Source organism: Natrarchaeobius chitinivorans (assembly GCF_003841505.1).
GTDB lineage: Archaea > Halobacteriota > Halobacteria > Halobacteriales > Natrialbaceae > Natrarchaeobius > Natrarchaeobius chitinivorans.
Window position 1 is genome coordinate 133,167 of sequence record NZ_REGA01000008.1, and the last position, 20,534, is coordinate 153,700.

Sequence of the window (20,534 nt, forward strand, 5' to 3'; positions counted from 1 at the left end):
ATCGATCAGAGTACTATGAACGTCGAAACGCTCGAAGATCTGTTCGAATACCAGTTACGACACGCCTACTACGTCGAACGGACGCACGTCGAACTGCTCGAGGAACTCGCGGCCGACGCGTCGACTGCGAATCTCCGGGAAACGCTTACGAACCATCGCGCCGAGACCGCAGAACAGATCGACCGACTCGAGGGGATTTTCGCGTGGATCGGCAGACGACCGCGGGCGAGTCGGTCTCGAACCGCCGACGGGCTGGCCGAATCCTGGCAGTTACGAACCGACGGGACCGACGGGACGATCGTTCCCGACGACCTCGAGACCGCGCTGCTTGCCGAGCGACTCGAAATTCGGGCGTACGAATCGCTGCTCAGAATTGCCGGACGACTCGCCTACGCTCCGGACGTGATCGAGCCCCTAGAGGAGACGCTCGCGGAAGAACGGGACGCACTCGAGAGGCTCGAGGCCCTCGACTCCGGGTGGCTGTTCCAGGGCGACCCCGCCGGCACCGAACGCCGCTGAGACGGGTCGCTGTCCGTCAGATCACGCCTGCGATGAATCCGATCCCCATGGCGACGAGGACGACCGCGGTGATCGTCGGCAGGTACGGCGTGACTCGTTCGATCCGCTCGCGGTGGCGTTCGTAGCCAGCGATCAGCAACAGCGTCGGTGCGACGATGGCGACGATCACGGCCGTCGAGTAGATCACCATCAACTCGAGGCAGGCCTCCGTTCCGACGCAGATCGCCAGTATCTGGATCGGTTCCTCGTGGGCGAACCCGAGCAAAAGCGCCGTGGTCCCGAGTGCCATCAGTCCTCGGTCGGCGTGTTCCTCGCTGAGGTGCTGGTGACCGTTGCCGGGGAGCGCGCTACGAATTCGTGAGAGGGGGCCACGGTTGGAGTTCTCACCGTGGCTGTGATCGTGTGAGTGATCGGCGTGATCATCTGCGTGACCGTCGTGTTCGTGGTCGTGCGAGTGACCGTCGTGTTCGTGTACATGACCGTGTCCCCCGTAGCGGTACTCGTGGATCCCGAGAAGGATGAGGAGGGTTCCGGCGACGTATCGAAGCCACGGTCCTTCTGCAAACGCCGCGAAGGCGCTGAACCAGAAGTACGCGAGAACGAGCGCAACGCTGCTCACGAGGTGGCCGACACCGAGAATCAACGCTGCGAGAAGCCCGTACAGGAGGCGACGGTTGCGGTTGAGCGCGTACGTCGCCGCGATCGGCCACCCGTGATCCGGCAACACGCCGTGGACGAATCCGATGAGGACGACGCCGGCTACGAGCCCCAGATCCATATCCAAAACGCGTCTCTCGGGGCTCTTACGGGTTGTTATGCACGAAATCCCTCGGTCGTAATACGAATGCTAAAAATTGGCAGGGTGTGAGAGAAATTATTAAGAAACGCGGAATATCGAGCGCGAATTGTGAAATCAATTCCCGTCGTCGTACTCGTACTCCGTTTCGGGGTCCTCGACACCCTCCGTTCGGGACCCGACCCAGGCACCGAGGGCGATCCCGTAGACGAGATGGCTCGCGTGAAACAACGCGAGTTCGTCGCTCTCGAGGGTCGTTCCGAGGAGTTCCTTCAACATGATCTGTGAGCCGAACGCGGACAGCGCCATGCCGTAGACCGATCCCCAGACCAGCCCTCGCTGTTCCGGTTCGATCGACCGATCGGCGTCGAACAGTGCGAAGAGCGCTCCGAAGACGGCTCCCGCCTGAACGCCGTAGAGGAGGTGTAACACGAGTCCAGCGGTCGGATGATCGTCGGGATCACCGCCGGTGACGTACTGGGCCCAGAAGTTCGCCGACGGCGGCAGCGAACGCATAATCGGGAGCCGGAACGCCGTCATGATCACCGTCGCAACGAATCCCGCCTGGACTCCGCGGATGGTCGCTCGAGCGGCGTGTTCGAGACGCGATTCCGCGTCCACGCTGCCGGGGCCGTCGTCGGTTTTCGAGTCCGGTCCCAATCGTCGTAATCGGTCGGATACAGACATCGTACTCTCGAACGACGACCTACGACGGGCCGGGGCTTAACTCTCGAGCGTGACACTGACGGCAACCGTCCCAACCCAGGACGCATCGACGCGGGTTCCCCGCCGGCGATCAGACACCCGAACGGACGAGATCACCGGCCACCGCCGGCGGAGGTCCACAGATGAGGCCACTGCTGGTCGAAATTGCGGCCGAACGCGACGTCGCCGATCGTCAAAAAACCGATGATGAACGACCGAACATCCAAATTACGCACGTATTGTGGGTTAAAAACCCTCTACTTGTCGCTGTCCCGACGCTGTCGGCGGGAATATTGCACGATACGATACGAACGTCCGGTTCTGGTGGGTATACTCGGTCGATGAACGCCGACGTACCGCTCGAGTGGAGCGTCGAGGAGTCACAAACGTACGATTCGTCCGTCACTGGGCGGGAAATGGAATACCGAACGTATCGACACGAATCCGGAGACCTGCGGATAAAAGTCGCTCCGGCGTCGCTCGATGGCCACGACCGGCCGGGATACGCGCTCACGACGACGAGTTACCCCGGCCTCGGCTTTTCCGAGACGACCCGTATCAGAACGGTGCTTACGTTCCGCCGGTGTAACCGCATCGCCCGTCGGTTCATGAACCTCTTCGTCGCCAGATACGACGGTCCCGGTTCGCTCGAGGACGCTCTCGAGTACGCTACTCGCCGAACGCGTACTCACCGGTGACCGTCTCGTCAGGGCCGTTGTCCGGACGTGGGGTGGGGCCGCGACCTCTTCGGGTTCATGATAGAATCAGGCCTGCTCGAGCCCCTCGCGGTACTCCTCGGCCCGCTCGAGCGCGCGGTCGATCCGCGCCTCGACGTCGCCGGTCGCCCGCTCGCGCGCCTGACGGAGCGTGTTGAGATGATCGTCGAAGACCGCGTGATCGGGGTCGGTGTCGTCCGAGGCGTACTCCGCGAAGGCGGCGGCCGTCTCGCGGAGGTCGTCGCGTACGTCGTCGTCGGCACGTTCGACGGCGTCCTCGAGTTCGCTGCGAGCCTGCCTGAGTTTCTGGGTCATGTCCGGACCCACCACGACGCAACCCATAACGGTTTGGCGGACACGAGCCACGTCCCACCGACTGCCAGCGACGAGTCGGTTCGTCCCGATGGCGGCCACGAGTCGGTTCGTCCCGATAGCGGCCACGAGTCAGTTCGTCCCGAATGCCTGTCACTCGTCCCGAACTCCCGTCACTTCCGGCCGCGGCGGTGTGTACTGGCGTCCCAAGCCTGCACTGACGAGTGAAATCCTGCGGTGTGGCCCGATTTCGCTCAGCAGTCGACGCTTGGGAGGGTAGTACGTTCAAAAGGGAAGGGGTGACCAGTGTCGGTATGATCGCCATTGCCGGTGCGAAAGGCGGATGCGGAAAGACGACGTTGACGGTGGGCCTCGCGAGGGCGTTCGCCCGTGCCGGGGAGCCGACGATCGCCGTCGACACCGATCGCCAGCTCCCGAACCTCCACGTCGTCACCGACGCAGAGCGGACGCCGACGCTTTCGGACGCCGTCGACGACGTCGGTTCGGCCGTACAGCCCCTGTCCGAGACGCCCGATGCGGGCGTGATCTCGGCACCCGAACCCGCGGATTCGATCGACGTCTCTGCGGCACTCTCCCGACTCCGCGGCGAAGACGTGCGAATACTGCTCGACTGCCCGTCCGGTGCCGGCCCCGACGTCACGGATCCGCTCGAGGCCGCCGACCGGGTCGTCGTCGCGACGACGAACACCGAACGCGGCCGACGCGCATCGCGAACGACGATCGAGATGGCCCGCCGGCTCGGGATACCCGTCGCTGGGGCGGTCGTGATGCGAAGTGCCGGCGCTACGACCGACCTCGAGTCGGCGCTTGGCGTTCCGGTCCTCGGGGCGGTTCCCGAGTGCGAGTCGCCGCTGTCGGCCGACGGCACGCGCGATGCGTTCGACGCGATCGCCGGCAGGCTCTACGGTGATCCGTCCTCGGGCGAGTCTCGCCCCGGAGTGGACGCCGACCGACTGTCGACCGGGATTCGCTCGCTCGATGCGGCACTCGGCGGCGGGTTTCCTCCGGGATCGGTCGTCGCGTTGACCGCCGACCCGGCGAGTCAGTCCGAACACCTCCTCGCCGACGTCACGCGGACGCGGGGGACGCTCTATCTCGCCACCGATCGCTCGCGACGGAACGTCGAGCGCGCGCTCGACTCGACGGGCGACCAGGGTGTCAGTCCAACGGTCCGTCGCGTCAGCGGAGAGAACCGACTCGAGCGGGCGACCGCCCTCGTCGAGAAGCTTCCCGAGGGGGCGAACCTCGTCGTCGATTCGACGAACGCACTCGAGCGAACCGACCGGGACGCGTACCTCGAGTTCCTGAACGCGGTGATCGATCGGATCGCGGATATCGAGGGGTTCGCCGTCCTCCACTGCCTGAAAGGTCGGCCAGTGCCCGACCATCGGCCAGTGACGAAACAGCTCGTCGACGGCGTCGTCGACCTCCGGACGTACTCGGCGGGCGTCGGGACGGGCGTCGAACACACGCTCTCGGTTCCGAAGCGTCGCGCTCGACGGTTCACGGAGACGATCGACCTCGATCTCGGTCGGTCGTGGACCCGTGTCGCCGCCGAACGGCGCGACGCCCACTGATGCCGATTGGTCATACTGACGGACAGAACTATTTAAAGATCGGTCGCTCTCCTGCGGCCGTCTCTGACGGCGACGGCCGCGAATTCGCGATCGACGTCTCACTGACTTCTGTCCGACAGTATGAGCCGAGTCGACGCCGGGTACACCGCTCGACCGTTCGTGCGACCCGCTCGAAGGCGTCGAGTGCTTTCGCGTTCGGACGAACGTCTCGAACCGGCCGTCCGACCCGTCTCGCGTCCTCGATCGACGAGCGTTCGGCCAGCACGGTCACCCGGGTTTCGAACGTCTCTTCGACCTGGTCGACGAGTCGCTCTCCCGTCCCGTCTTTCGAGCGATTGAGGACGAGGGCGGCTATCGGCGTCTCGAGATCGAGCGCGAGCGTTCGGGTGCGAAACGCATCGACGAGCGCCGGCCTGTTGGGGGTCGCCACGAGGACGGCGACGTCCGAGCACTGAAGGGCGATGCCGACGTCGCGTGCAAGCCCTGCAGGGCAGTCGACGACGACGCGATCGTACTCGCGCTCGAGGCGTCGGACGGTTCGGTGGAGCTCGGACAGATCGGACGCACGCGCACCGGCGAGGGTTCGACCACACGAGAGGATCCGAATCGATCCGATTCGGTCGACTGCGTCCACGGGATCGATCCGTCCGGCGAGCACCTCGTGTAAGCCCGGACCACCCGGACCATCACACCGGGGGAGATCGGACGCTGAGAGATCGGCGTCGACGACGACGGCCTCGAGTTCTCGTGCGAGGTTGACCGCGACCGTCGACTTGCCGACGCCGCCTTTGCCGCCGGCGACCGCCACGATCATCGATCGCCGGGGGGTCGAGCGACGTCTCTCGTCGGCTGGTGGTCCTCGAGTTCGGCGAGGACGGCGTCCGGGTCTCGGCGCTCGTCGGCCGTCGATCTGTTCACGGCGACGATCTCGACCGGTCGTGCGACCGGTTCGGCCGGTGTCGCGAACCCGAACCCGCGGCGTCGGTTCGACCCCACGACGGCCTCCCAGCAGTCGCCGTTCCACTCCGGCACCGTCGTCCACCCCCGGCGTGGCAGCCAGGTTGGCCCGTCGACCCGGCTCTCGAGGCGGACCGTCTGTGCCGTCGTTCGGCTGTTGAAGACGACGCCGCTGACGAGCGTCACTCCGTCGTGGCGATCCGTCTCCGTCTCGAGTTCGACCATACCCGCCTTCGCTGCCGCATCCGGTATAAATCCGCGTCTCGTGTGGTCGTCCCCGAACGATCCGTTCGCCGAAACCGAAGCGAGCGGGCCGGCCGCCGGAAGCAAAACGACTTTCGTGATCCTGTCGTTGGAGCTGTATATGAACGGAATCGAGGCGATCGACGCCCTCGAAATAGTACATCCCGGGGAGCCGCGTATCTCGCCGGACGACGAACGTGTGGCGTTCGTTCGACGCCGGCCCGAGGACGGCTCGACGACCACCGCGACGATCCACGTCGTACCGGTCGGCGGCGACGAGGCCGTCCAGTTCACCGCCGCGGACGACGTCGACAGCCAACCGCGGTGGAGCCCCGACGGCGACCGACTCGCGTTCGCGAGCACCCGCGGCGAGGGCGACCGGGAACAGATCTGGCTTCTCCCGACCGCCGGTGGCGAGGCTCGGCAACTCACGTCGGTCGTCGGCGGCGTCGACGACCTCGAGTGGAGTCCGGACGGCACCAGGTTGCTCTTCTCCCAGCGCGTGACGGCGGCCGACCGCGAGACCGATCGAGAGTTCGCGGTCGAACCCAACTACGAGGTCGAGCCGCCCGATCCACGCGTAATCGACCGGATGATCTACCGCGCGGACACGGAGTACGTCGACGGACGGTGGCGTCACGTCTACGTCCTCGACGTCGCGACCGCGCTCGAGGACGGCGTCGACTCGATCGGTTCCAGCGACGACGGTAGCGTCGGCGACGCGATCACCCGCCTCACCAGGGGCGACGCCGATTACGTCCACCCCACCTGGGGAGACGACCGGACGGTCTACTACGCGAGCAAAGTCGGCGAACGGCCGGACGACTCCCTGACTTACGAAATCGTCGAACACGACGTCGAGCGCGGCGAGACGACCGCGTTCACGGAGACGACGGGGTGGCTCTCGGGACTCGAGGCGACGGCTGACCGCCGCGTAGCCTTCGAGTACACCCCCGAAGAGCGCGCCTCGATGCGCCAGACGGAGATCCGCGTCCACGACCGCGAGAACGGGTCGGAGACGACGCCGACGGCACCGCTCGACCGGACGATCGGTCACCGCTGTCGGCTCGAGTGGTCGCCCGGCGGTGAGACGCTCTACTTTACGACCCCCGACGAGGGATCGCGAGTGCTCTGGTCCGTGCCGGGGGACGGAAGCGAGGAGCCGACGAGGATCTACGGAGAGGGCGTCACCGTCGAGGACTTTTCGATCGGGTACAACGCCGTTGCGGTCGTCCAGAGCGAGTGGGACCACCCCGGCGACGTCTTCGTGACGACCCGAAGCGGCACCGAAACCCACCGGCTGACTCGAGTGAACCACGAGTATCTCGCCGACCGTGCGGTCCGCCAGCCCGAGGAGGTGTGGTTCGAACGCGGGGACGCCGACGCCGGGAACGGGTCGAACGAACGAATTCAGGGGTGGGTCCTGACGCCGCCCGCCTTCGACGCCGACGCCTCACCCGGCGAAACGTATCCGCTGATCGTGGACATCCACGGTGGGCCACACGCCCACTGGACGACCGCGGGAACGATGTGGCACGAGTTCCAGACTCTCGCCGCCCGCGGCTACGTCGTCTTCTGGTGTAACCCGCGTGGATCGACCGGCTACGGCGAGGATCGCGCGACGGCTATCGAGCGCGACTGGGGGGACGTGACGCTGTCCGACGTCCTCGCCGGCGTCGACACCGTCTGCGAGCGCGAGTACGTCGACAGCGAGGAGGTCTTCGTCACCGGCTGCAGTTTCGGCGGGTTCATGACCGCGTGGGCCGTCGGCCACACCGACCGCTTCCGGGCGGCCGTCGCCCAGCGCGGCGTCTACGATCTCACCGGCTTCTACGGCTCGACGGACGCGTTCAAACTCCTCGAGGGCGACTTCGATGCGACGCCGTGGGACGAACCGGAGTTTCTCTGGGAGCAATCGCCCGCCGCACACGTTCCGGAGGTGGAGACGCCGACGCTCGTGATGCACTCCAAACGGGACTACCGGACGCCGGCCAACACGGCCGAACTGTTCTACCTCGGCCTGCAAAAACACGGCGTCGACACGCGACTGGTCAGGTATCCGCGGGAGGGCCACGAACTCTCCCGGTCGGGCGAACCCGACCACGTCGTCGACCGACTCGAGCGCATCGTCCGCTGGTTCGACGGCTACTCCGATCACCACGACGCCCCGCCGGCGCTCGAGCGCGACCGCGACGACGGTCTCTCGGGCGGTTCGGAGGCGGCGAGCGACGCCGACTCGAGCGACTCGAGCGAGAAGTGAACTCCGGCCCGGTGGATTCAGCCTGTGAGAGACTGGGACACCACTACGTGGCTCGCTCACGTCGGGTGTCGTATGGAAAAGAACGTCGGCGGGTACGATCGCCCGCTTCGATTTCTCATCGGCGCGGCGTTGCTCACGTTCGGCTACCGAAACCGAGAGCAGACGGTCGGAACCATCGCGTTTCTCATGGGAAGTGACCTCTTCTCGACGGCGGTCATCCAGCGGTGTCCGGTCAGCGCGGTGTTCGGGATCGACACCTGCAACGGTGGGTAGTCTGTCCGGTGGGCACCGCGGTGACCTGCCACCGACGCGCGTCGGCGGAACCGACGGACCGCCGTCGGTTACGTCGTCCTGAACGCCCGGTCGCCGGCGTCGCCCAAGCCGGGGACGATGAAGCCGTTCTCGTCGAGTCGGTCGTCGATCGCCACCGTCAGCAGGTCCGCCTCGGGAGCCGCATCGCCGACCCGGAGCAAGCCGTCCGGTGCCGACACCGCAGAGAGGACGATCAGGTTCTCCGGCTCGACCGAACTCTCCGTCAGGTGCTCGAGGACGGTACACATCGTACTTCCCGTCGCGAGCATCGGGTCGGCGACGATCACCGTATCCTCCTCGTGGATCTCGGGCAGTTTCACGTAGTCGACCGTAATCGGGAACGAACCGTCCTCGCCGCGGCCCGCCTCCTCGTCGCGGCTCGCGCTGATGACGCCCTGTCTCGCGCGCGGGAACGCTTTCAACAGTCCCTCGACGAAGGGTGTCGCCGCGCGCAGAACGTTGATGATGACGACGTCGTCCAGCCCGCGGACGCGCTCGCCCATCGTCGGCTCGAGCGGGGTTTCGATCTCGACGTACTCGGTTTCCATTCGGCCGTCGATGATCTCGTAGCCACAGATCCGGCCGAGTTTGACGAGGCCCTTGCGGAAGCTGACCTGTTCGGTTTCGACGTCTCGAATGCGCGAGAGCGTGTCTTTTGCCAGTGCGTGGGTGATGAGATACGCGTTCTCCCGGTTCTCGATCGGCATACTCGTACACGCTTTCGCCGGATAGTTCACGTTATCGATCGACGTCGTCCCCTGCGGCGAAGAAGTTTATACGGATCCACCACGTAGGGGTCGCCCAGCCGAATGGAAGAGAGCATCTCGGGATTCAAAGTCCGGGGCGACTGGAGTGACGTCGTCGAACACGGCGAACGCATCACGCAGGCGCTTCGGGAAAACGGCGTTCACGATCCGGACCGAGACGGCGAAGCACACCTCGCTCGTGCGTTCGAAGAGTGGGACGAGTGGCGACCCAAGGCTCACGAAACCCTCGACGCCGACGTCAGCGAAAAGACCGCGGATCAGGCGAGCGTCGAGGAGGGCAAAGGTGAAAAAGCCGGAAAAGAGCCCGACGAAGATATCAAGACCGCCGGAGAGAAACTCTCTGCGTCCTACGAACAACTCGAGGAGGACGACCCCGATGCGGCAGTCGACAACTGGAAGGAGTCGATCGATTACGTCACGCGGGCGGCCGACTCCGCGGGACGCAAGGCGTTGCGCAGGGTCGAGGATACGGTCTATCAGAACGTGATGACCCAGCTCGCTCCGTACTACTTCGACAACGAACTGATCAGCGCGAACATCCAGCAGTCGACGCGAAACGGCGACAGCGGCGAACGCTTCGTCTTCGAGGTCAACGTCAACGACGACGTCCTCAAAGACGACGTCTCCGATCGCCTCGCCGAGTACGACGACGAGATCGACCGCTGGCACGTCGAGGTCGAGAAGGACACCGACACGGCCGAAGCGATCGAAGGGGCCGAACCGCCGCCGGAAAACGGCGACAACTCGCGATCGACGACGAACTGACTTCGACGAGCCGGCCAATCGCCGGCCGGCGGCGGGCGACTCCGAGCCGTCGATCGGTCGCCATCGGAGCGCGACCCGCTCGACGCAGGTCGGCACACACTTGTAGACCCCGCCAGTAGCAACCGCGTAGATGGTCGAGATCGCGACGGTCGCGACGTTTCTGGTCGCCGCACTCGCCAGCCTCTTTATGGCCTGGGCGATCGGTGCCGGCTCGAGCGGATCGACACCGTTCGCCCCGGCCGTCGGGGCCAACGCGATCTCGGTGATGCGAGCGGGCTTTCTCGTCGGTATCCTCGGGTTCGCGGGCGCGGTGTTACAGGGCGCGAACGTCTCCGAAGCCGTCGGGACGGAGTTGATCGGCGGCGTGACGCTGTCGCCGATGGCGGCGACGATCGCGCTCGTCATCGCTGCCGTGCTGGTCGCGATCGGCGTCTTCGCAGGCTACCCGATAGCGACGGCGTTTACGGTGACCGGCGCGGTCATCGGCGTCGGTCTCGCGATGGGCGGTACTCCGGCCTGGCCGAAGTACGTCGAGATCGCCACCCTGTGGATCCTGACACCGTTCGTCGGCGGCGGACTCGCCTACGGAATTGCACGCACGCTTCGGGCCGAACCGCTCTCCGAGGAGACGCTCATCGTCGTCCTCGCGGCGGTCGTCGGCGTCCTCGTCGCCAACATCGAGTTCGCGGTGCTCGGTCCGCCCGAGGGTGGTGCCTCCATCGCACAGGCGACGGGCAACTGGATACCCGGTCCCGATCTCGCCGGCGTGGTCGCCGTCTCGAGTCTCATCGCACTCGTCTGGGCGGGTCTGATCGCCGTCGATCTCAGGGGCGGAACCGAACGCGGGGAGCGACACTTTCTGTTGATACTTGGCGGGCTGGTCGCCTTCTCGGCGGGCGGAAGCCAGGTCGGGCTGGCGATCGGTCCGCTGATTCCGCTGTCGGGAGACGTCGGGCTTCCGTTGCTCGCGTTGCTCGTCGGCGGCGGATTCGGCCTCCTGCTCGGATCGTGGACGGGCGCGCCCCGTATGATCAAGGCGATCGCACAGGACTACTCCTCGCTCGGCCCGCGTCGGTCGATCGCCGCGCTCATCCCGTCGTTCATCATCGCCCAGACCGCCGTCCTCTTTGGCATCCCCGTCTCGTTCAACGAGATCATCGTCAGTTCGATCATCGGCAGCGGCTACGCTGCGACCGGCGCTGGCGGCGGCGTCAGCGGACGCAAGATGGGAGTGACGGTACTCGCGTGGATTCTCTCGCTGGCCGGCTCGATCGTCATCTCTTTCGTCGGATACACCGTGCTCGCAGCGCTCTTGCTGTGACCGGGTGACCTTCTCCCGTCCGGCGTTCGCCTGTTCGTCGCCAGCCCCTCTCCCGTCCGGCGTTCGCCCGTTCGTCGCCAGTCCCCGTCGATCGCCTCCGATCGGATCCGGCTCGCTCGAGCACTCGGCTCGAGGCGCTTTCCCGCCGTGCTTTCTCGTCTCCGAGGCCGTCGAACGGCGGGATATCGAACGGACTTTACCCGACCGAATCCGAGAACGAGTATGGGAGCGAACGCGGCCGTCAATCCGGACGACTCCGATACGATTCAGTGGCGACGCGACGCCTCTACGTCGACTGCCGTTCGGCTCTGCTGGTCGCTGGGGGTCGGTACGTTCTTCGCGGCGATCTCCATCGTCGCCTTCTGGCGGGTGTACGATCTGTCCGGCCAGGCCCTCCCCTGGCTCCAGCCCGTGCTCCTCGCCCTCGCCGCCGCCGTCGCCGTCACGGTGCTCGCGCTCGCGACCACCGGGAACACGAAGGGAACACTCGAGACGCTCACCCGGCGACTGCCCGTCTCCTCGCCCTCGGGAACTGCCCTCGTACGCGCGATGGACGCCGCCGTCGGGACGGTCGTGATGGGCGTCGTCATCGTCGGATTGCTACTCGGCGGTCGACTCGTCACCCGGACCGGCGCGCTCGATCCAGTCGGTGCCACTCCGTTTACGGGGGCCGTTGCGCTCTTGATTCCCCTCGCGCTCGTCGCACTGGTCTTCTCGTCGTTTCTCCGATCGGCGGGCGCACTCGACCGCGACGACGCCACGCTCTATCTCTTCGATCCCGAACAGGCAGTGGACTTGGCGACGATCGACGCGGTCTCGAGCCGACAGTTCGGCGGCGTCGTCGTTCTCAAACTCAGATACGCTCAGCCGGACGGACGGTACGTCCCCGGACCGCGCCGGATCGTCGTCCCACCCTCGGTCGCAGCCGAAATCGAACGAGCCGTCGCCTCGGAGAGTTGACCGTCGTCCGTCGCTTCGCTCGTGGGCTTTTGTTCCGTCGTCTCGGGGACGAGACCGAATCGGCAAAAGACCTATCGCCCCGACGACCATCCTCCCTGACATGGACGACGGAATTGCCATCGATTTCGGTGAGAACGGGCTGGTGCCCGCCGTCGCACAGGACGCAGAGACGGGCGAGGTGTTGATGCTCGCCTACGTCTCTCCCGAGGCGCTCGAACGGACCCGCGAGACGGGGCGAGCGCACTACTACTCGCGCAGTCGCGACGAACTGTGGGAGAAAGGGAAGACGAGCGGCCACGTCCAGGCGGTCCGTGACATTCGAGTCGACTGTGACGCCGATACCCTCCTCTACGTGGTCGACCAGGAAGGCGGCGCGTGTCACACGGGTCATCGCTCCTGTTTTTACCGGACCGTCGAGGGCGAGAACGTCGGCGAACGAGTGTTCGATCCCGAGGCAGTCTACGAGGAGTAGTCGATGAGCGAACGCGCCCACTCCTCCGGCTCGAGCGCCACCGATGCAGCCGGAACCGGGTCGCAACCCCTCGAACAGCTCGAGTCGGCCCGGAACCGATTCGAGCGGGCCGAACGGGCGATCGACGACCACGGCGGCGAGACGGCCGAGGACGCGACCGACGCCGTCGAACACGCGGCCGAGGCCTACCGGAACGCGACGGACTTGCTCGATTCGTACGTCGACCGGGCGACCGGAACCGGACGCGAGAACTTCAAGGCGTACGTCCAGCTCGAGGGACAGTTCGCGGCGCTGGTCGACGGCCTTCCCGAGGAGCTACAGGGCCGGAACGCCTTCGAAGACGCGCTCGAGGCGATCGACAAGCGGCGGCTGAGCGAGTCCGACTTCGAGCGGGCACACGACGCTCTCGAGCCGGCCTCCCGGTACGCCGAGTTGATCGACGAGCGCGAACGAGCGCGCGAAACGCTTTCGGAGGCCCGAACGGCCGCGAGCAAACGTCTCCGGGAGATCAACGACGAAATCGACGAGCGCGAGCGGCTGCTCGAACTGGCGACGGCAGACCTCGAGGCCCCGGTTGACCGTCTGCGTGATCCGATCGACCGGTACAACGACCTGATCCGCGAGGCGTTCGAAGAGTACCGACTCGAGGCGTCGGTACGCGAGGTGTTCGCCCTCCTCGAGCGCAGTCACTGGTATCCGTTCGTCGAATTCGAACGCCCGCCCGAGGACCTCCGGACGTACGTCCGCGAGAGTTCCGACGGCGAGTACACGATCCCGAAACTGCTCGAGTACGCAGACTACTCGCGGTCGAAACTCGCTCACTACGTCGAAGACGCCGACGTCCTCAAACGCCGCGTGGCGACCCAGCGGACGTTTCTCGACGGAATCGACGCCGAGCCGTTGACAGTCGAGTGGCCGCCGGGCGAGGCCGAACTGTTGCGCCGCCGGACGCGGGAGATCCGGCCGTTCGTCGCTCGGGTCGCAAACGAGGAAACCGTTGCGGCGCTTCGTGCCGTTCGACAACTCACGTACGACGCTGACTACGATCGGCTTCAGACCGCAGCTCAGGCGGTCGCCCAGCTCACTCCCGAGGAACGCGAGCGCCTCGCGTCCGGTCGCGTCGAGACCGAACTCGAGACGTTGCGAACCGAGCGCGAACGACTCGAGGCGGCACTCGAGGTCGACGACCCGATCTAGCACCCTTCCAAGCGTCGGCTGATAGGCGAAATCGGACCACACCGCGTGAGTTCCCTCATCAGACTAGGCTTGGGGGGGTAGTACGCATTCGGAACACTCTCTCGAGGCTCGAAAGCGGCGTTCGGTTCGTCTCGACTCGCCTCGATTTCGCCTTCTTCCCCGTGGTCGCGGTGGCTCGAGCGCCACGGGGCCGATCACGACGCGGTCGCCCTCGTACTCGAATCGGGCGGTGGCTGTTGCGTCCGACTCGAGCAGCGAGGCCAGCGCCTCGGTGTTCACGGACTCGGAAAGCGGCGAGAGTGGCGTCCGCTCGCCGCCCTCACGGACCGCGACACGAGCGAATGCCGGAGCGGAGGCTGGGCGTATCGCGTTCGGGAACGAATTCGATGATCGTCGTCTCGAACACCGATTCGCAGTCGGGACAGGAGATCCGACCGTCGGTTTGCTCCGTTCGGACGTCGGTACCACAGTCGCAGTGGATGGTGAGTTGCGTACTCATGTGTGTCTCCGTACAGCCCGACACAGCGGAGTACAACCCACTCGAGCGACCGGCGTTCGTCGGAGACCAGCGTTTGCGAGACCGGTTCGGTAGGCCGAACGGGTGAGACTGGCTCGCCGAGCCACCGGAACGACCTGATGGCGATACGTCGGCAGGTCTTTATTTCGCCGGTGTCTATGGTGGATTGCTCCCGCTATGCGGGGGTCGTGTGAGCCGGAGTGTGTGGTTGGAGCTGTACGCTCCGGCTCTGCGCACTTTCGTGCGCGTTTATTGTCTTCTCAATCAAGCGTAAAGAATGTTAGGATACTGATCGTTGGTGGCGGGCAGTTGATCACGTCTGAGCGCAGTCCCGCTCAGGCATTCGCCTTCGTTCCCCGCCTCGAGGAGGTGGTGAGCGACAGGTAGTTGACGTTCCTGTTTCCTGGCGAGCACGGTCTGAGGACACACTGTACGAACGCTTCATACGGATTACTGTATCTTTGTACCGGCGCACCCGCCGTTCGGGTCGCGGTTGGGCCGGCCACGACGTACAGTAAACCGTATCAGTCTCGCCAGGATGTTACTCGTCCCAGAACGCGTAGATTCGGTCATCGAGACGGTCGAGCACGGTGGCGAGTACGTCTCGCCATTCGTCGGGATAATCAGCGTCCTCTCCAGGTGTCGGCGCAACTGGGGGCGGGTGGAAATGCTCGCGGATGTTATGATCGTTCGGGTGGCGGTCCCATCGACACTCCCACGAGTCGTCTGTTCGGTACTGTTCGGAGTAGTGGATGCTGAAGTCATCGGTCTCGAACCAGCGAATCCGAAGGTACGCACGAGTGACGCCGCCTGGAAAGTATCCGAGATCGTAGTCAGCGACGACCGCATTTGGTGCGTACGACGGTCGTGTCTGGATGTCGGCAAACCGTTCGCTCCGGGCAAGGTGGGCGGCGACTCGGTCGAGAATTTCCGTATCGATCGGGCCTCGACTCGGTGGCGCAGCTGTGTCGTCAGGCATCGATGCGTCGTGGATTGCTGCCAGAAACCGGATCATCGCGGCGGGCAGCGTCGAGGAGCGCCGCCCGCCGCTCGAGTGTCTCCCACTCGGAGAGTGCTTCCCATGCCGCTTCTGTGGACATGTCCAGACGCTGCGTTGCGTCGACGAGTGAGACCTCGTCCGGATGCTTTGCATCGAACTGTGTCCTGTACTCTTCGACCCGTTCGATGGCCTCTGCGAGTGCGTCGACGATGTCTTGTTCGGAGTACTCGGCGCGGATATGGTCGATGCGCCGCCACTGGAAGTACGAATCGTTGCGCTCGTAGCGGATCGGGCGGCCGTCGTGGCGGTGGACCATCCCCATCTCGTCGAACCACTCCAAGTAATCCCGTGCTGTCTCGGTGTCACAATCGGCGCGCTCGGCGATCGTCGAAACCTTCGTCGACGTGCGAAGCCCGACGACAACGTCCAGCAGTCGCTCTCGGATCGGCCCGCCCGTGAGGAGCGACTCAGGTGATTCTAGTCCGTCGAGATCGGGCGGTGACTCGCCGCCGTCGTATGCATCGTCGGGGACATCTGTGAGATCCATGCGGAGGTCTCCGTGCTGCAGCCTACCCGGTGCAGCGATATATATCTAAGGTATGCAGGATTATTTCAGCTTCGACTGTATCTATCCTCTCTAAGCGAGAGAATTCCGGCGTCGACGGCGCTTCGAGCCGTCTGTTCGTGGCGTCTTCGACGCCACGCTGTTTCCGACGGCGTGAATCGCTGCCCGAAAGAGAAAACTGACTGCTGTATGCGGTCGTGATCGTCGGTCACAGTGGGGTCTAGGCACAGGGCGTGGCGCAGTCATCCCAGTCCCCCGCGTCGTCCGAACAGCGCCGGACGCCGGAGCGTTTTCTACGATTGCCCGCCAATTCCCGACCGTGACCCGACACCTGCTCGTGCCGATGGACGACTCCGATGCCGCTTTCGCGGCCCTCGAGCACGCCCTCTCGACGTTTCCCGGTGCCGAGGTGACGGTGGTTCACGCCGTCGACGACCTCGAGGCGGGCTACGGCGGCGGTTCGACGACGGACGACCCGACCGCGGCCGACGACGCCGAACCCGACTTCTTCGCCGACGTGCGGGCGGTCGCCGACGAGCGCGCCCGATCCGTCGAGATGGCTATCGTCGAGGGGACGCCGGCACCGGCGATCCTCGAGCACGCCACCGCCGCGGACGTCGACGGCATCGTCATGGGAAGCGAGGGGCGCTCGGGCGTCTCGAGGGTGTTGCTCGGAAGCGTTGCGGAAGCGGTAGCGCGCCGGTCGACGGTACCGGTGACGATCGTTCCTCGACCACCGTGATCCTCCTTCGACCACCGTGATCCTCCCTCGACAGAAGACGAGTACATCCGTTCACGACCGGTCCGACACTGATAGATCAGCACGGTTTTCCACGCGACTGGCGAACGAACGGGCATGGACGACCGGACGGGGACGACGATTCACACCGGCATCCTGATCTCGACGACCGCCGTCCTCGCGTGGCTGTCCGGACTCCCGCTTCTCTTTCCGAGCCTCGGCCCCTCGGCGTTCGTCCTCGCGCTGTTCCAGGACAGCGACGCGACCGCGCCCCGGCGGGTGATCGGCGGCCACGCCATCGGCGTCGTCGCCGGACTGCTCGCCTATCACGTGCTCGCCGGTGGCGTGTCGATGACGGCGGCGACGGGCCCGGCCTCGCTCGAGGGGCTCAGACTCGCCGCAAGCGGCGTCCTCGCCACGACGCTGACCGCCGGCGGGATGCTCGCGACCGACACCCGCCACCCGCCGGCGTGTGCGACGACGCTGATCGTCTCGCTCGGATTGCTCTCCGCGCCGCTCGAGGGGGCGTTGATCGTTATCGCGGTCGCGGTTCTCGTCGTCTCCCACCGACTCCTGCTGGCGACGGAACGGATCGGGTCGCGATACGAGCATCGGCTCAGATCCTGATCTCGCTCGACGGGCAACGCTCCCCCGTCACTCCCCCGCGTCGCTGGTGTCGGTCTCTTCCGTCGGAACCTGTTGCTGGAGGACGAACGGGCCGAAGTCCGCGGCCGTCCGTCGAGCGATCGTGGCGATCCGGAGGACGTACGCGAGCAACACGGCGAACGGGCTGAACAGGGCCGTGATCGTCACGCACACGACGACGACGTAGACGTACGGGTGGAACTCGAGGACGAGCAGGTTTCCGTACGCGACGATGACGAACGCGCCGCCCAGAAGCGTCGGAAAGCCGACGTACAGCAGGATCTTCGAGAGGTCGGCGAGTTCCTGTTGCATGTGGACGGTCGTCAACTGCCCCGCGCACGGTGGCGCGGGGCTTGTCAGTGAACTCGGCCTCTGCCGACGGTTAATCGGACGGGACAAATCCCCGGTTCGGTGTCACCGTTCCTGACTTCAGGGCGAGTTGACTGTCGCCCGTCCGCCGAGACGACTGTAGGCCCCGACGGACATACCGCCACCCAACATTCTTCGCACCGACGTAATCTGCATTCTGAGTCGCACCACACGACTCACACTCAAACGCCGACTGTCGCACTCGGTTCCCCTCGCTCGTATGTCCACACTCGGGACACCGCCGACTCGTATTCTTCGGGTCGACAAACTCGACGCTAATCCCGTCGGCTTCAGCCTTGTACTCCACGAGGTCAACGAGTTGCCGGTGTGCCCACTGGTGGAACTCCTTGACAGGTGGCGCACGCTCTCGGATGTGCTTCAGGTTCTCGAACGCGATGTATTCGCAGTCGTGTGTGCGTGCTTCTTCGAGAATCTGATTAGCGACTTGATGAAGTTGGTCACGGAGATACCGTGATTCTCTCCCGCTCATCTGCTGGATCGTCCGATGGGCAGATTGTGTCCCAGTCTGCTGAAGGTTTCCACGGATCCGCTCGAACACCCGGTGGCGGTGCCTGAGTTCTCTCCCCGATGCGAAGTATGCTGTGCTGGTGGTGGCGATGTTGACGATGCCGAGGTCAACGCCGAGAACTGTCCTGTCCTCGTCGTCATCCTGTTTATCGACCTGTTTCTCGGGCTTGTCTTTGCGAAAACCAAGGTGGATGTAGTATTCGTCATCACGCTTCGACAGCGTAGACTCCGTTATTTCCCACTCATCGTCGTTAAGGTATTCGTGTTGGTACCCGTCTTCTTCGTCAGGGAGGTTCAGATCACACCGAATCCGACCATCGACCGTGGAGAGCGAAGCGGACCCGTCATCGAACAGCGTCATTGTCCGAGTGTCGTATTTCACCGTGTTACTGGTGAACTCCGGTCGAGACGTTTTGTAGTGTTCATCAAGGTCTTCGATTGCTTCGACACCATCAAGCGCGGCTGCGGCCTGATGGGTGGCGAGAATTGCGTGTTGACTCCCGAGACGTGTTTCCCCTAACACCTCGTCGTAGGCAAGGTCTTGGAGGTAGGTTTTCCGCGTCTCACCAACGTCCCATCCGATGCGGCTACTGATGTTACAGGCAGTTTTCCACTCAGTGATGGTGGCCTCGAGCAAGTCCTGTTGCTCGGTGGTGAGAATAGGACGGGTGATTACGGTGCGTCTCAGGTAGCCGTCTGCCACAGGCTTCAATAGATGATAGGGGTAGTTAATAGGTTGTGGTCAGTGGCAGCGAGTGTCGGCTTCAACCCCGGGCACGGTGGGCCTGGGAATCCACCTTGATACCTATTTGAAGGGGTATCGGAGAACGGCGACAGAAGGGCTACACCAGTCCGTATCAGGCTTCGGCCTTCGCGTTCACGAGCGTCTCGTACATCCCCTCGGCGAGTTCGGCCGCCCGCTCGCCGTCTCGAGCCTCGGCGTAGACTCGCACGAGCGGTTCGGTTCCCGAGGGTCGTGCGAGCACCCACGCGTCGCCGTAATCGAGTCGGTAGCCATCGCGGGTGTTGAGTTCGGCGTCCGCCGATTTGGCGTGGTTGGCAGCCGCATCGAGCATGGCGTCGCGTTCTGCCGTCGATTCGTAGGCGACGTTGTGTCGGACGTTGGCGTAGCCGTCGTAGGGAGAGACGATCTCGCTGACCGGCCGCTCGGCGACGAGTTCGAGAAACTGTGCCGCCGTGAACGCGCCGTCGCGCGCAAGCCTGTATCCGGGGAAGAAGATCCCGCCGTTGCCCTCGCCGGCGATCGGAACGCGTCGCCCGTTTTCGGTCAGTTCCTCGATCCGCGTGATGATGTTCGTCGAGCCGATCGGCGTGAGCTCGAGTTCCGCGCCGACGTCCGTCACGACGTCGACGAGTCGCTGGGAGACGTTGACCGCTGAGACGGCCGTATCGCCGGTCTCGAGTTCCGCGGCGGCGAGCGCCGCGAGCGTCGCGTCCCCTTCGACGTACTCGCCGTTCTCGTCGAAGAAGATGGCCCGATCGGCGTCGCCGTCGTGGGCGATGCCGACGTCCGCGTCCGTCGCCCTGACGAGTCGGCCGAGGTCCGTCAGATTGTCGACGACCGGTTCGGGATCGCGACCGGGGAAGTGACCGTCTGGCTGGCTGTTGACGGTGACGACCCGACAACCGAGGTCGCGCAAGAACTGTGGGCTGGTCAGCGCGCCGGCACCGTGGCCGGGATCGAGTGCGACCGTCAACTCCGCGTCGGCGATCGTCTCGACACTGGCTGCCTCGAGCAGTTCGTCGACGTACTCCCGGACGACGCCGTCGACGTCGCGGGACCGACCCGTTTCGTCCCACGGTGCGACGGTAAACCCTTCCGTGACCAGCGTCTCTTCGACCTCCTCGAGGTCCGAAACGGCGAGTTCGATACCGTCGGACCCGACGAGTTTGACGCCGTTGTACTGTGGCGGGTTGTGCGAGGCGGTGATGACGATGACGGGAATGGCCTCTCGCTCGGCGTAAAACTGTGCTCCGGGCGTCGGGAGGATCCCGAGACGGTCGACGTCGGTTCCGGTGCTCGCGAGTCCGCTGGCGGCCGCATCCGCCAGCATCCGACCGGTGTAACGCGTATCGCGTGCGATCGCGACACGCTCGACCCCCCAGGCCGTCCCCGCCGCTTTCGCGACGCGCATGACGAACGCGGGCGTCAACTCCTCGTTGGCGACGCCCCGCGTCCCGCTGGATCCGAAGACTTCCATCGAGTCCTAGTCCGACCGGAACCCTCAAAGGGATTCCGAAGGATTCGGT

General features: G+C 65.0%; 24 protein-coding genes and 1 pseudogene. 12 read left to right on the top strand and 13 right to left on the bottom strand.

The annotated features are described in order from the left end of the window. Window positions 1–15 precede the first annotated feature (15 nt). Window positions 16–519: a YciE/YciF ferroxidase family protein gene (locus tag EA473_RS11040; RefSeq protein WP_124195723.1), complete on the top strand. Its 504-nt coding sequence runs from the start codon at window positions 16–18 to the stop codon at window positions 517–519. Window positions 520–535: 16 nt separating this feature from the next. On the opposite strand, the gene EA473_RS11045 is transcribed toward EA473_RS11040, so the two are convergent. Both EA473_RS11045 and EA473_RS11050 read right to left on the bottom strand, forming a co-directional pair. Beyond that, window positions 536–1,297 (bottom strand): ABC transporter permease, encoded by a 762-nt coding sequence (locus tag EA473_RS11045; RefSeq protein WP_124195724.1) that lies wholly within the window; start codon window positions 1,295–1,297, stop codon window positions 536–538. A gap of 135 nt (window positions 1,298–1,432) precedes the next feature. Further along, on the bottom strand, window positions 1,433–2,002 hold the full coding sequence (locus EA473_RS11050; protein WP_124195725.1) for a DUF6789 family protein: 570 nt from the start codon (window positions 2,000–2,002) through the stop codon (window positions 1,433–1,435). A gap of 359 nt (window positions 2,003–2,361) precedes the next feature. On the opposite strand from EA473_RS11050, the gene EA473_RS11055 reads away from it, so the two are divergent. Beyond that, window positions 2,362–2,718: a hypothetical protein gene (locus tag EA473_RS11055; protein WP_124195726.1), complete on the top strand. Its 357-nt coding sequence runs from the start codon at window positions 2,362–2,364 to the stop codon at window positions 2,716–2,718. A 66-nt stretch (window positions 2,719–2,784) separates the two neighbouring features. Here EA473_RS11055 and EA473_RS11060 read toward each other — a convergent pair whose 3' ends face one another. Then, window positions 2,785–3,051, bottom strand: coding sequence for a DUF7553 family protein (locus tag EA473_RS11060; protein WP_124195727.1), 267 nt, complete (start codon window positions 3,049–3,051; stop codon window positions 2,785–2,787). Window positions 3,052–3,362: 311 nt separating this feature from the next. On the opposite strand from EA473_RS11060, the gene EA473_RS11065 reads away from it, so the two are divergent. Further along, window positions 3,363–4,646: a DUF7125 family protein gene (locus EA473_RS11065; RefSeq protein ID WP_124195728.1), complete on the top strand. Its 1,284-nt coding sequence runs from the start codon at window positions 3,363–3,365 to the stop codon at window positions 4,644–4,646. 28 nt (window positions 4,647–4,674) lie between these two features. Here EA473_RS11065 and EA473_RS11070 read toward each other — a convergent pair whose 3' ends face one another. Next, window positions 4,675–5,460: a MinD/ParA family ATP-binding protein gene (locus EA473_RS11070; protein WP_124195729.1), complete on the bottom strand. Its 786-nt coding sequence runs from the start codon at window positions 5,458–5,460 to the stop codon at window positions 4,675–4,677. Then, window positions 5,457–5,828 carry a DUF7857 domain-containing protein gene (locus EA473_RS11075; RefSeq protein ID WP_124195730.1) on the bottom strand — a complete coding sequence of 124 codons (372 nt, stop codon included), beginning with the start codon at window positions 5,826–5,828 and terminating at the stop codon, window positions 5,457–5,459. The genes EA473_RS11070 and EA473_RS11075 overlap by 4 nt, the downstream gene beginning before the upstream one ends. Window positions 5,829–5,967: 139 nt before the next feature. On the opposite strand from EA473_RS11075, the gene EA473_RS11080 reads away from it, so the two are divergent. Then, window positions 5,968–8,106 carry a S9 family peptidase gene (locus EA473_RS11080; protein ID WP_124195731.1) on the top strand — a complete coding sequence of 713 codons (2,139 nt, stop codon included), beginning with the start codon at window positions 5,968–5,970 and terminating at the stop codon, window positions 8,104–8,106. A gap of 72 nt (window positions 8,107–8,178) precedes the next feature. Beyond that, complete coding sequence (locus EA473_RS11085; RefSeq protein WP_124195732.1) at window positions 8,179–8,379, top strand: YgaP family membrane protein; 201 nt, start codon at window positions 8,179–8,181, stop codon at window positions 8,377–8,379. A gap of 68 nt (window positions 8,380–8,447) precedes the next feature. On the opposite strand, the gene upp is transcribed toward EA473_RS11085, so the two are convergent. Continuing rightward, the gene (gene upp, locus EA473_RS11090) at window positions 8,448–9,125 is read right to left on the bottom strand and encodes a uracil phosphoribosyltransferase (RefSeq protein WP_124195733.1); all 678 of its coding nucleotides are present in this window, start codon (window positions 9,123–9,125) and stop codon (window positions 8,448–8,450) included. 102 nt (window positions 9,126–9,227) lie between these two features. On the opposite strand from upp, the gene EA473_RS11095 reads away from it, so the two are divergent. The 5 genes from EA473_RS11095 (at window position 9,228) to EA473_RS11115 (ending at window position 13,900) form a co-directional block, all read left to right on the top strand. Beyond that, on the top strand, window positions 9,228–9,950 hold the full coding sequence (locus EA473_RS11095) for a DUF5828 family protein (protein WP_124195734.1): 723 nt from the start codon (window positions 9,228–9,230) through the stop codon (window positions 9,948–9,950). A gap of 130 nt (window positions 9,951–10,080) precedes the next feature. After that, a complete protein-coding gene (locus EA473_RS11100; RefSeq protein ID WP_124195735.1) occupies window positions 10,081–11,271 on the top strand; it encodes an inorganic phosphate transporter in 1,191 nt (396 codons plus the stop codon). Window positions 11,272–11,493: 222 nt separating this feature from the next. Beyond that, window positions 11,494–12,231, top strand: a complete 738-nt coding sequence (locus EA473_RS11105) for a hypothetical protein (RefSeq protein WP_124195736.1) — start codon at window positions 11,494–11,496, stop codon at window positions 12,229–12,231. Between the two features lie 100 nt (window positions 12,232–12,331). Beyond that, entirely contained in the window at window positions 12,332–12,703 is a 372-nt protein-coding gene (gene hisI, locus EA473_RS11110; RefSeq protein WP_124195737.1) for a phosphoribosyl-AMP cyclohydrolase, read from the top strand. 3 nt (window positions 12,704–12,706) lie between these two features. Continuing rightward, a complete protein-coding gene (locus EA473_RS11115) occupies window positions 12,707–13,900 on the top strand; it encodes a DUF7118 family protein (RefSeq protein ID WP_124195738.1) in 1,194 nt (397 codons plus the stop codon). A gap of 63 nt (window positions 13,901–13,963) precedes the next feature. On the opposite strand, the gene EA473_RS23160 is transcribed toward EA473_RS11115, so the two are convergent. The 4 genes from EA473_RS23160 to EA473_RS11135 form a co-directional block, all read right to left on the bottom strand. Next, window positions 13,964–14,266 (bottom strand): HalOD1 output domain-containing protein, encoded by a 303-nt coding sequence (locus EA473_RS23160; protein ID WP_165875265.1) that lies wholly within the window; start codon window positions 14,264–14,266, stop codon window positions 13,964–13,966. Next, window positions 14,220–14,399: a hypothetical protein gene (locus EA473_RS11125; protein ID WP_124195739.1), complete on the bottom strand. Its 180-nt coding sequence runs from the start codon at window positions 14,397–14,399 to the stop codon at window positions 14,220–14,222. Before EA473_RS11125 ends, EA473_RS23160 begins: the two co-directional genes overlap by 47 nt. Window positions 14,400–14,958: 559 nt before the next feature. Then, window positions 14,959–15,396, bottom strand: coding sequence for a hypothetical protein (locus EA473_RS11130; protein ID WP_124195740.1), 438 nt, complete (start codon window positions 15,394–15,396; stop codon window positions 14,959–14,961). Next, on the bottom strand, window positions 15,389–15,964 hold the full coding sequence (locus tag EA473_RS11135; RefSeq protein WP_124195741.1) for a DUF7342 family protein: 576 nt from the start codon (window positions 15,962–15,964) through the stop codon (window positions 15,389–15,391). Before EA473_RS11135 ends, EA473_RS11130 begins: the two co-directional genes overlap by 8 nt. A gap of 337 nt (window positions 15,965–16,301) precedes the next feature. Here EA473_RS11135 and EA473_RS11140 point away from each other — a divergent pair, with 337 nt between their 5' ends. After that, window positions 16,302–16,724 carry a universal stress protein gene (locus EA473_RS11140; RefSeq protein WP_124195742.1) on the top strand — a complete coding sequence of 141 codons (423 nt, stop codon included), beginning with the start codon at window positions 16,302–16,304 and terminating at the stop codon, window positions 16,722–16,724. Window positions 16,725–16,838: 114 nt separating this feature from the next. After that, window positions 16,839–17,348: an HPP family protein gene (locus tag EA473_RS11145; RefSeq protein WP_124195743.1), complete on the top strand. Its 510-nt coding sequence runs from the start codon at window positions 16,839–16,841 to the stop codon at window positions 17,346–17,348. A 27-nt stretch (window positions 17,349–17,375) separates the two neighbouring features. On the opposite strand, the pseudogene EA473_RS11150 reads toward EA473_RS11145, so the two are convergent. The 3 genes and pseudogenes from EA473_RS11150 to glmM form a co-directional block, all read right to left on the bottom strand. After that, a pseudogene (locus EA473_RS11150) lies at window positions 17,376–17,687 on the bottom strand (hypothetical protein); the annotation flags it as partial. Window positions 17,688–17,748: 61 nt separating this feature from the next. Continuing rightward, window positions 17,749–18,966 carry an RNA-guided endonuclease InsQ/TnpB family protein gene (locus tag EA473_RS11155; RefSeq protein WP_124195744.1) on the bottom strand — a complete coding sequence of 406 codons (1,218 nt, stop codon included), beginning with the start codon at window positions 18,964–18,966 and terminating at the stop codon, window positions 17,749–17,751. Between the two features lie 154 nt (window positions 18,967–19,120). Then, window positions 19,121–20,485, bottom strand: coding sequence for a phosphoglucosamine mutase (gene glmM, locus EA473_RS11160; protein WP_124195745.1), 1,365 nt, complete (start codon window positions 20,483–20,485; stop codon window positions 19,121–19,123). Window positions 20,486–20,534 lie beyond the last annotated feature (49 nt).

Coding starts and splice junctions, on each gene's coding strand:
- EA473_RS11045 (WP_124195724.1), bottom strand. CDS start 1,297: ATGGATCTGGGGCTCGTAGCCGGCGTCGTCCTCATCGGATTCGTCCAC.
- hisI (WP_124195737.1), top strand. CDS start 12,332: ATGGACGACGGAATTGCCATCGATTTCGGTGAGAACGGGCTGGTGCCC.
- EA473_RS11050 (WP_124195725.1), bottom strand. CDS start 2,002: ATGTCTGTATCCGACCGATTACGACGATTGGGACCGGACTCGAAAACC.
- EA473_RS11145 (WP_124195743.1), top strand. CDS start 16,839: ATGGACGACCGGACGGGGACGACGATTCACACCGGCATCCTGATCTCG.
- EA473_RS11065 (WP_124195728.1), top strand. CDS start 3,363: ATGATCGCCATTGCCGGTGCGAAAGGCGGATGCGGAAAGACGACGTTG.
- EA473_RS11105 (WP_124195736.1), top strand. CDS start 11,494: ATGGGAGCGAACGCGGCCGTCAATCCGGACGACTCCGATACGATTCAG.
- EA473_RS11135 (WP_124195741.1), bottom strand. CDS start 15,964: ATGGATCTCACAGATGTCCCCGACGATGCATACGACGGCGGCGAGTCA.
- EA473_RS11040 (WP_124195723.1), top strand. CDS start 16: ATGAACGTCGAAACGCTCGAAGATCTGTTCGAATACCAGTTACGACAC.
- EA473_RS11080 (WP_124195731.1), top strand. CDS start 5,968: ATGAACGGAATCGAGGCGATCGACGCCCTCGAAATAGTACATCCCGGG.
- EA473_RS11075 (WP_124195730.1), bottom strand. CDS start 5,828: ATGGTCGAACTCGAGACGGAGACGGATCGCCACGACGGAGTGACGCTC.
- EA473_RS11115 (WP_124195738.1), top strand. CDS start 12,707: ATGAGCGAACGCGCCCACTCCTCCGGCTCGAGCGCCACCGATGCAGCC.
- EA473_RS11070 (WP_124195729.1), bottom strand. CDS start 5,460: ATGATCGTGGCGGTCGCCGGCGGCAAAGGCGGCGTCGGCAAGTCGACG.
- upp (WP_124195733.1), bottom strand. CDS start 9,125: ATGCCGATCGAGAACCGGGAGAACGCGTATCTCATCACCCACGCACTG.
- glmM (WP_124195745.1), bottom strand. CDS start 20,485: ATGGAAGTCTTCGGATCCAGCGGGACGCGGGGCGTCGCCAACGAGGAG.
- EA473_RS11130 (WP_124195740.1), bottom strand. CDS start 15,396: ATGCCTGACGACACAGCTGCGCCACCGAGTCGAGGCCCGATCGATACG.
- EA473_RS11125 (WP_124195739.1), bottom strand. CDS start 14,399: ATGAGTACGCAACTCACCATCCACTGCGACTGTGGTACCGACGTCCGA.
- EA473_RS11095 (WP_124195734.1), top strand. CDS start 9,228: ATGGAAGAGAGCATCTCGGGATTCAAAGTCCGGGGCGACTGGAGTGAC.
- EA473_RS11100 (WP_124195735.1), top strand. CDS start 10,081: ATGGTCGAGATCGCGACGGTCGCGACGTTTCTGGTCGCCGCACTCGCC.
- EA473_RS11055 (WP_124195726.1), top strand. CDS start 2,362: ATGAACGCCGACGTACCGCTCGAGTGGAGCGTCGAGGAGTCACAAACG.
- EA473_RS11085 (WP_124195732.1), top strand. CDS start 8,179: ATGGAAAAGAACGTCGGCGGGTACGATCGCCCGCTTCGATTTCTCATC.
- EA473_RS11060 (WP_124195727.1), bottom strand. CDS start 3,051: ATGACCCAGAAACTCAGGCAGGCTCGCAGCGAACTCGAGGACGCCGTC.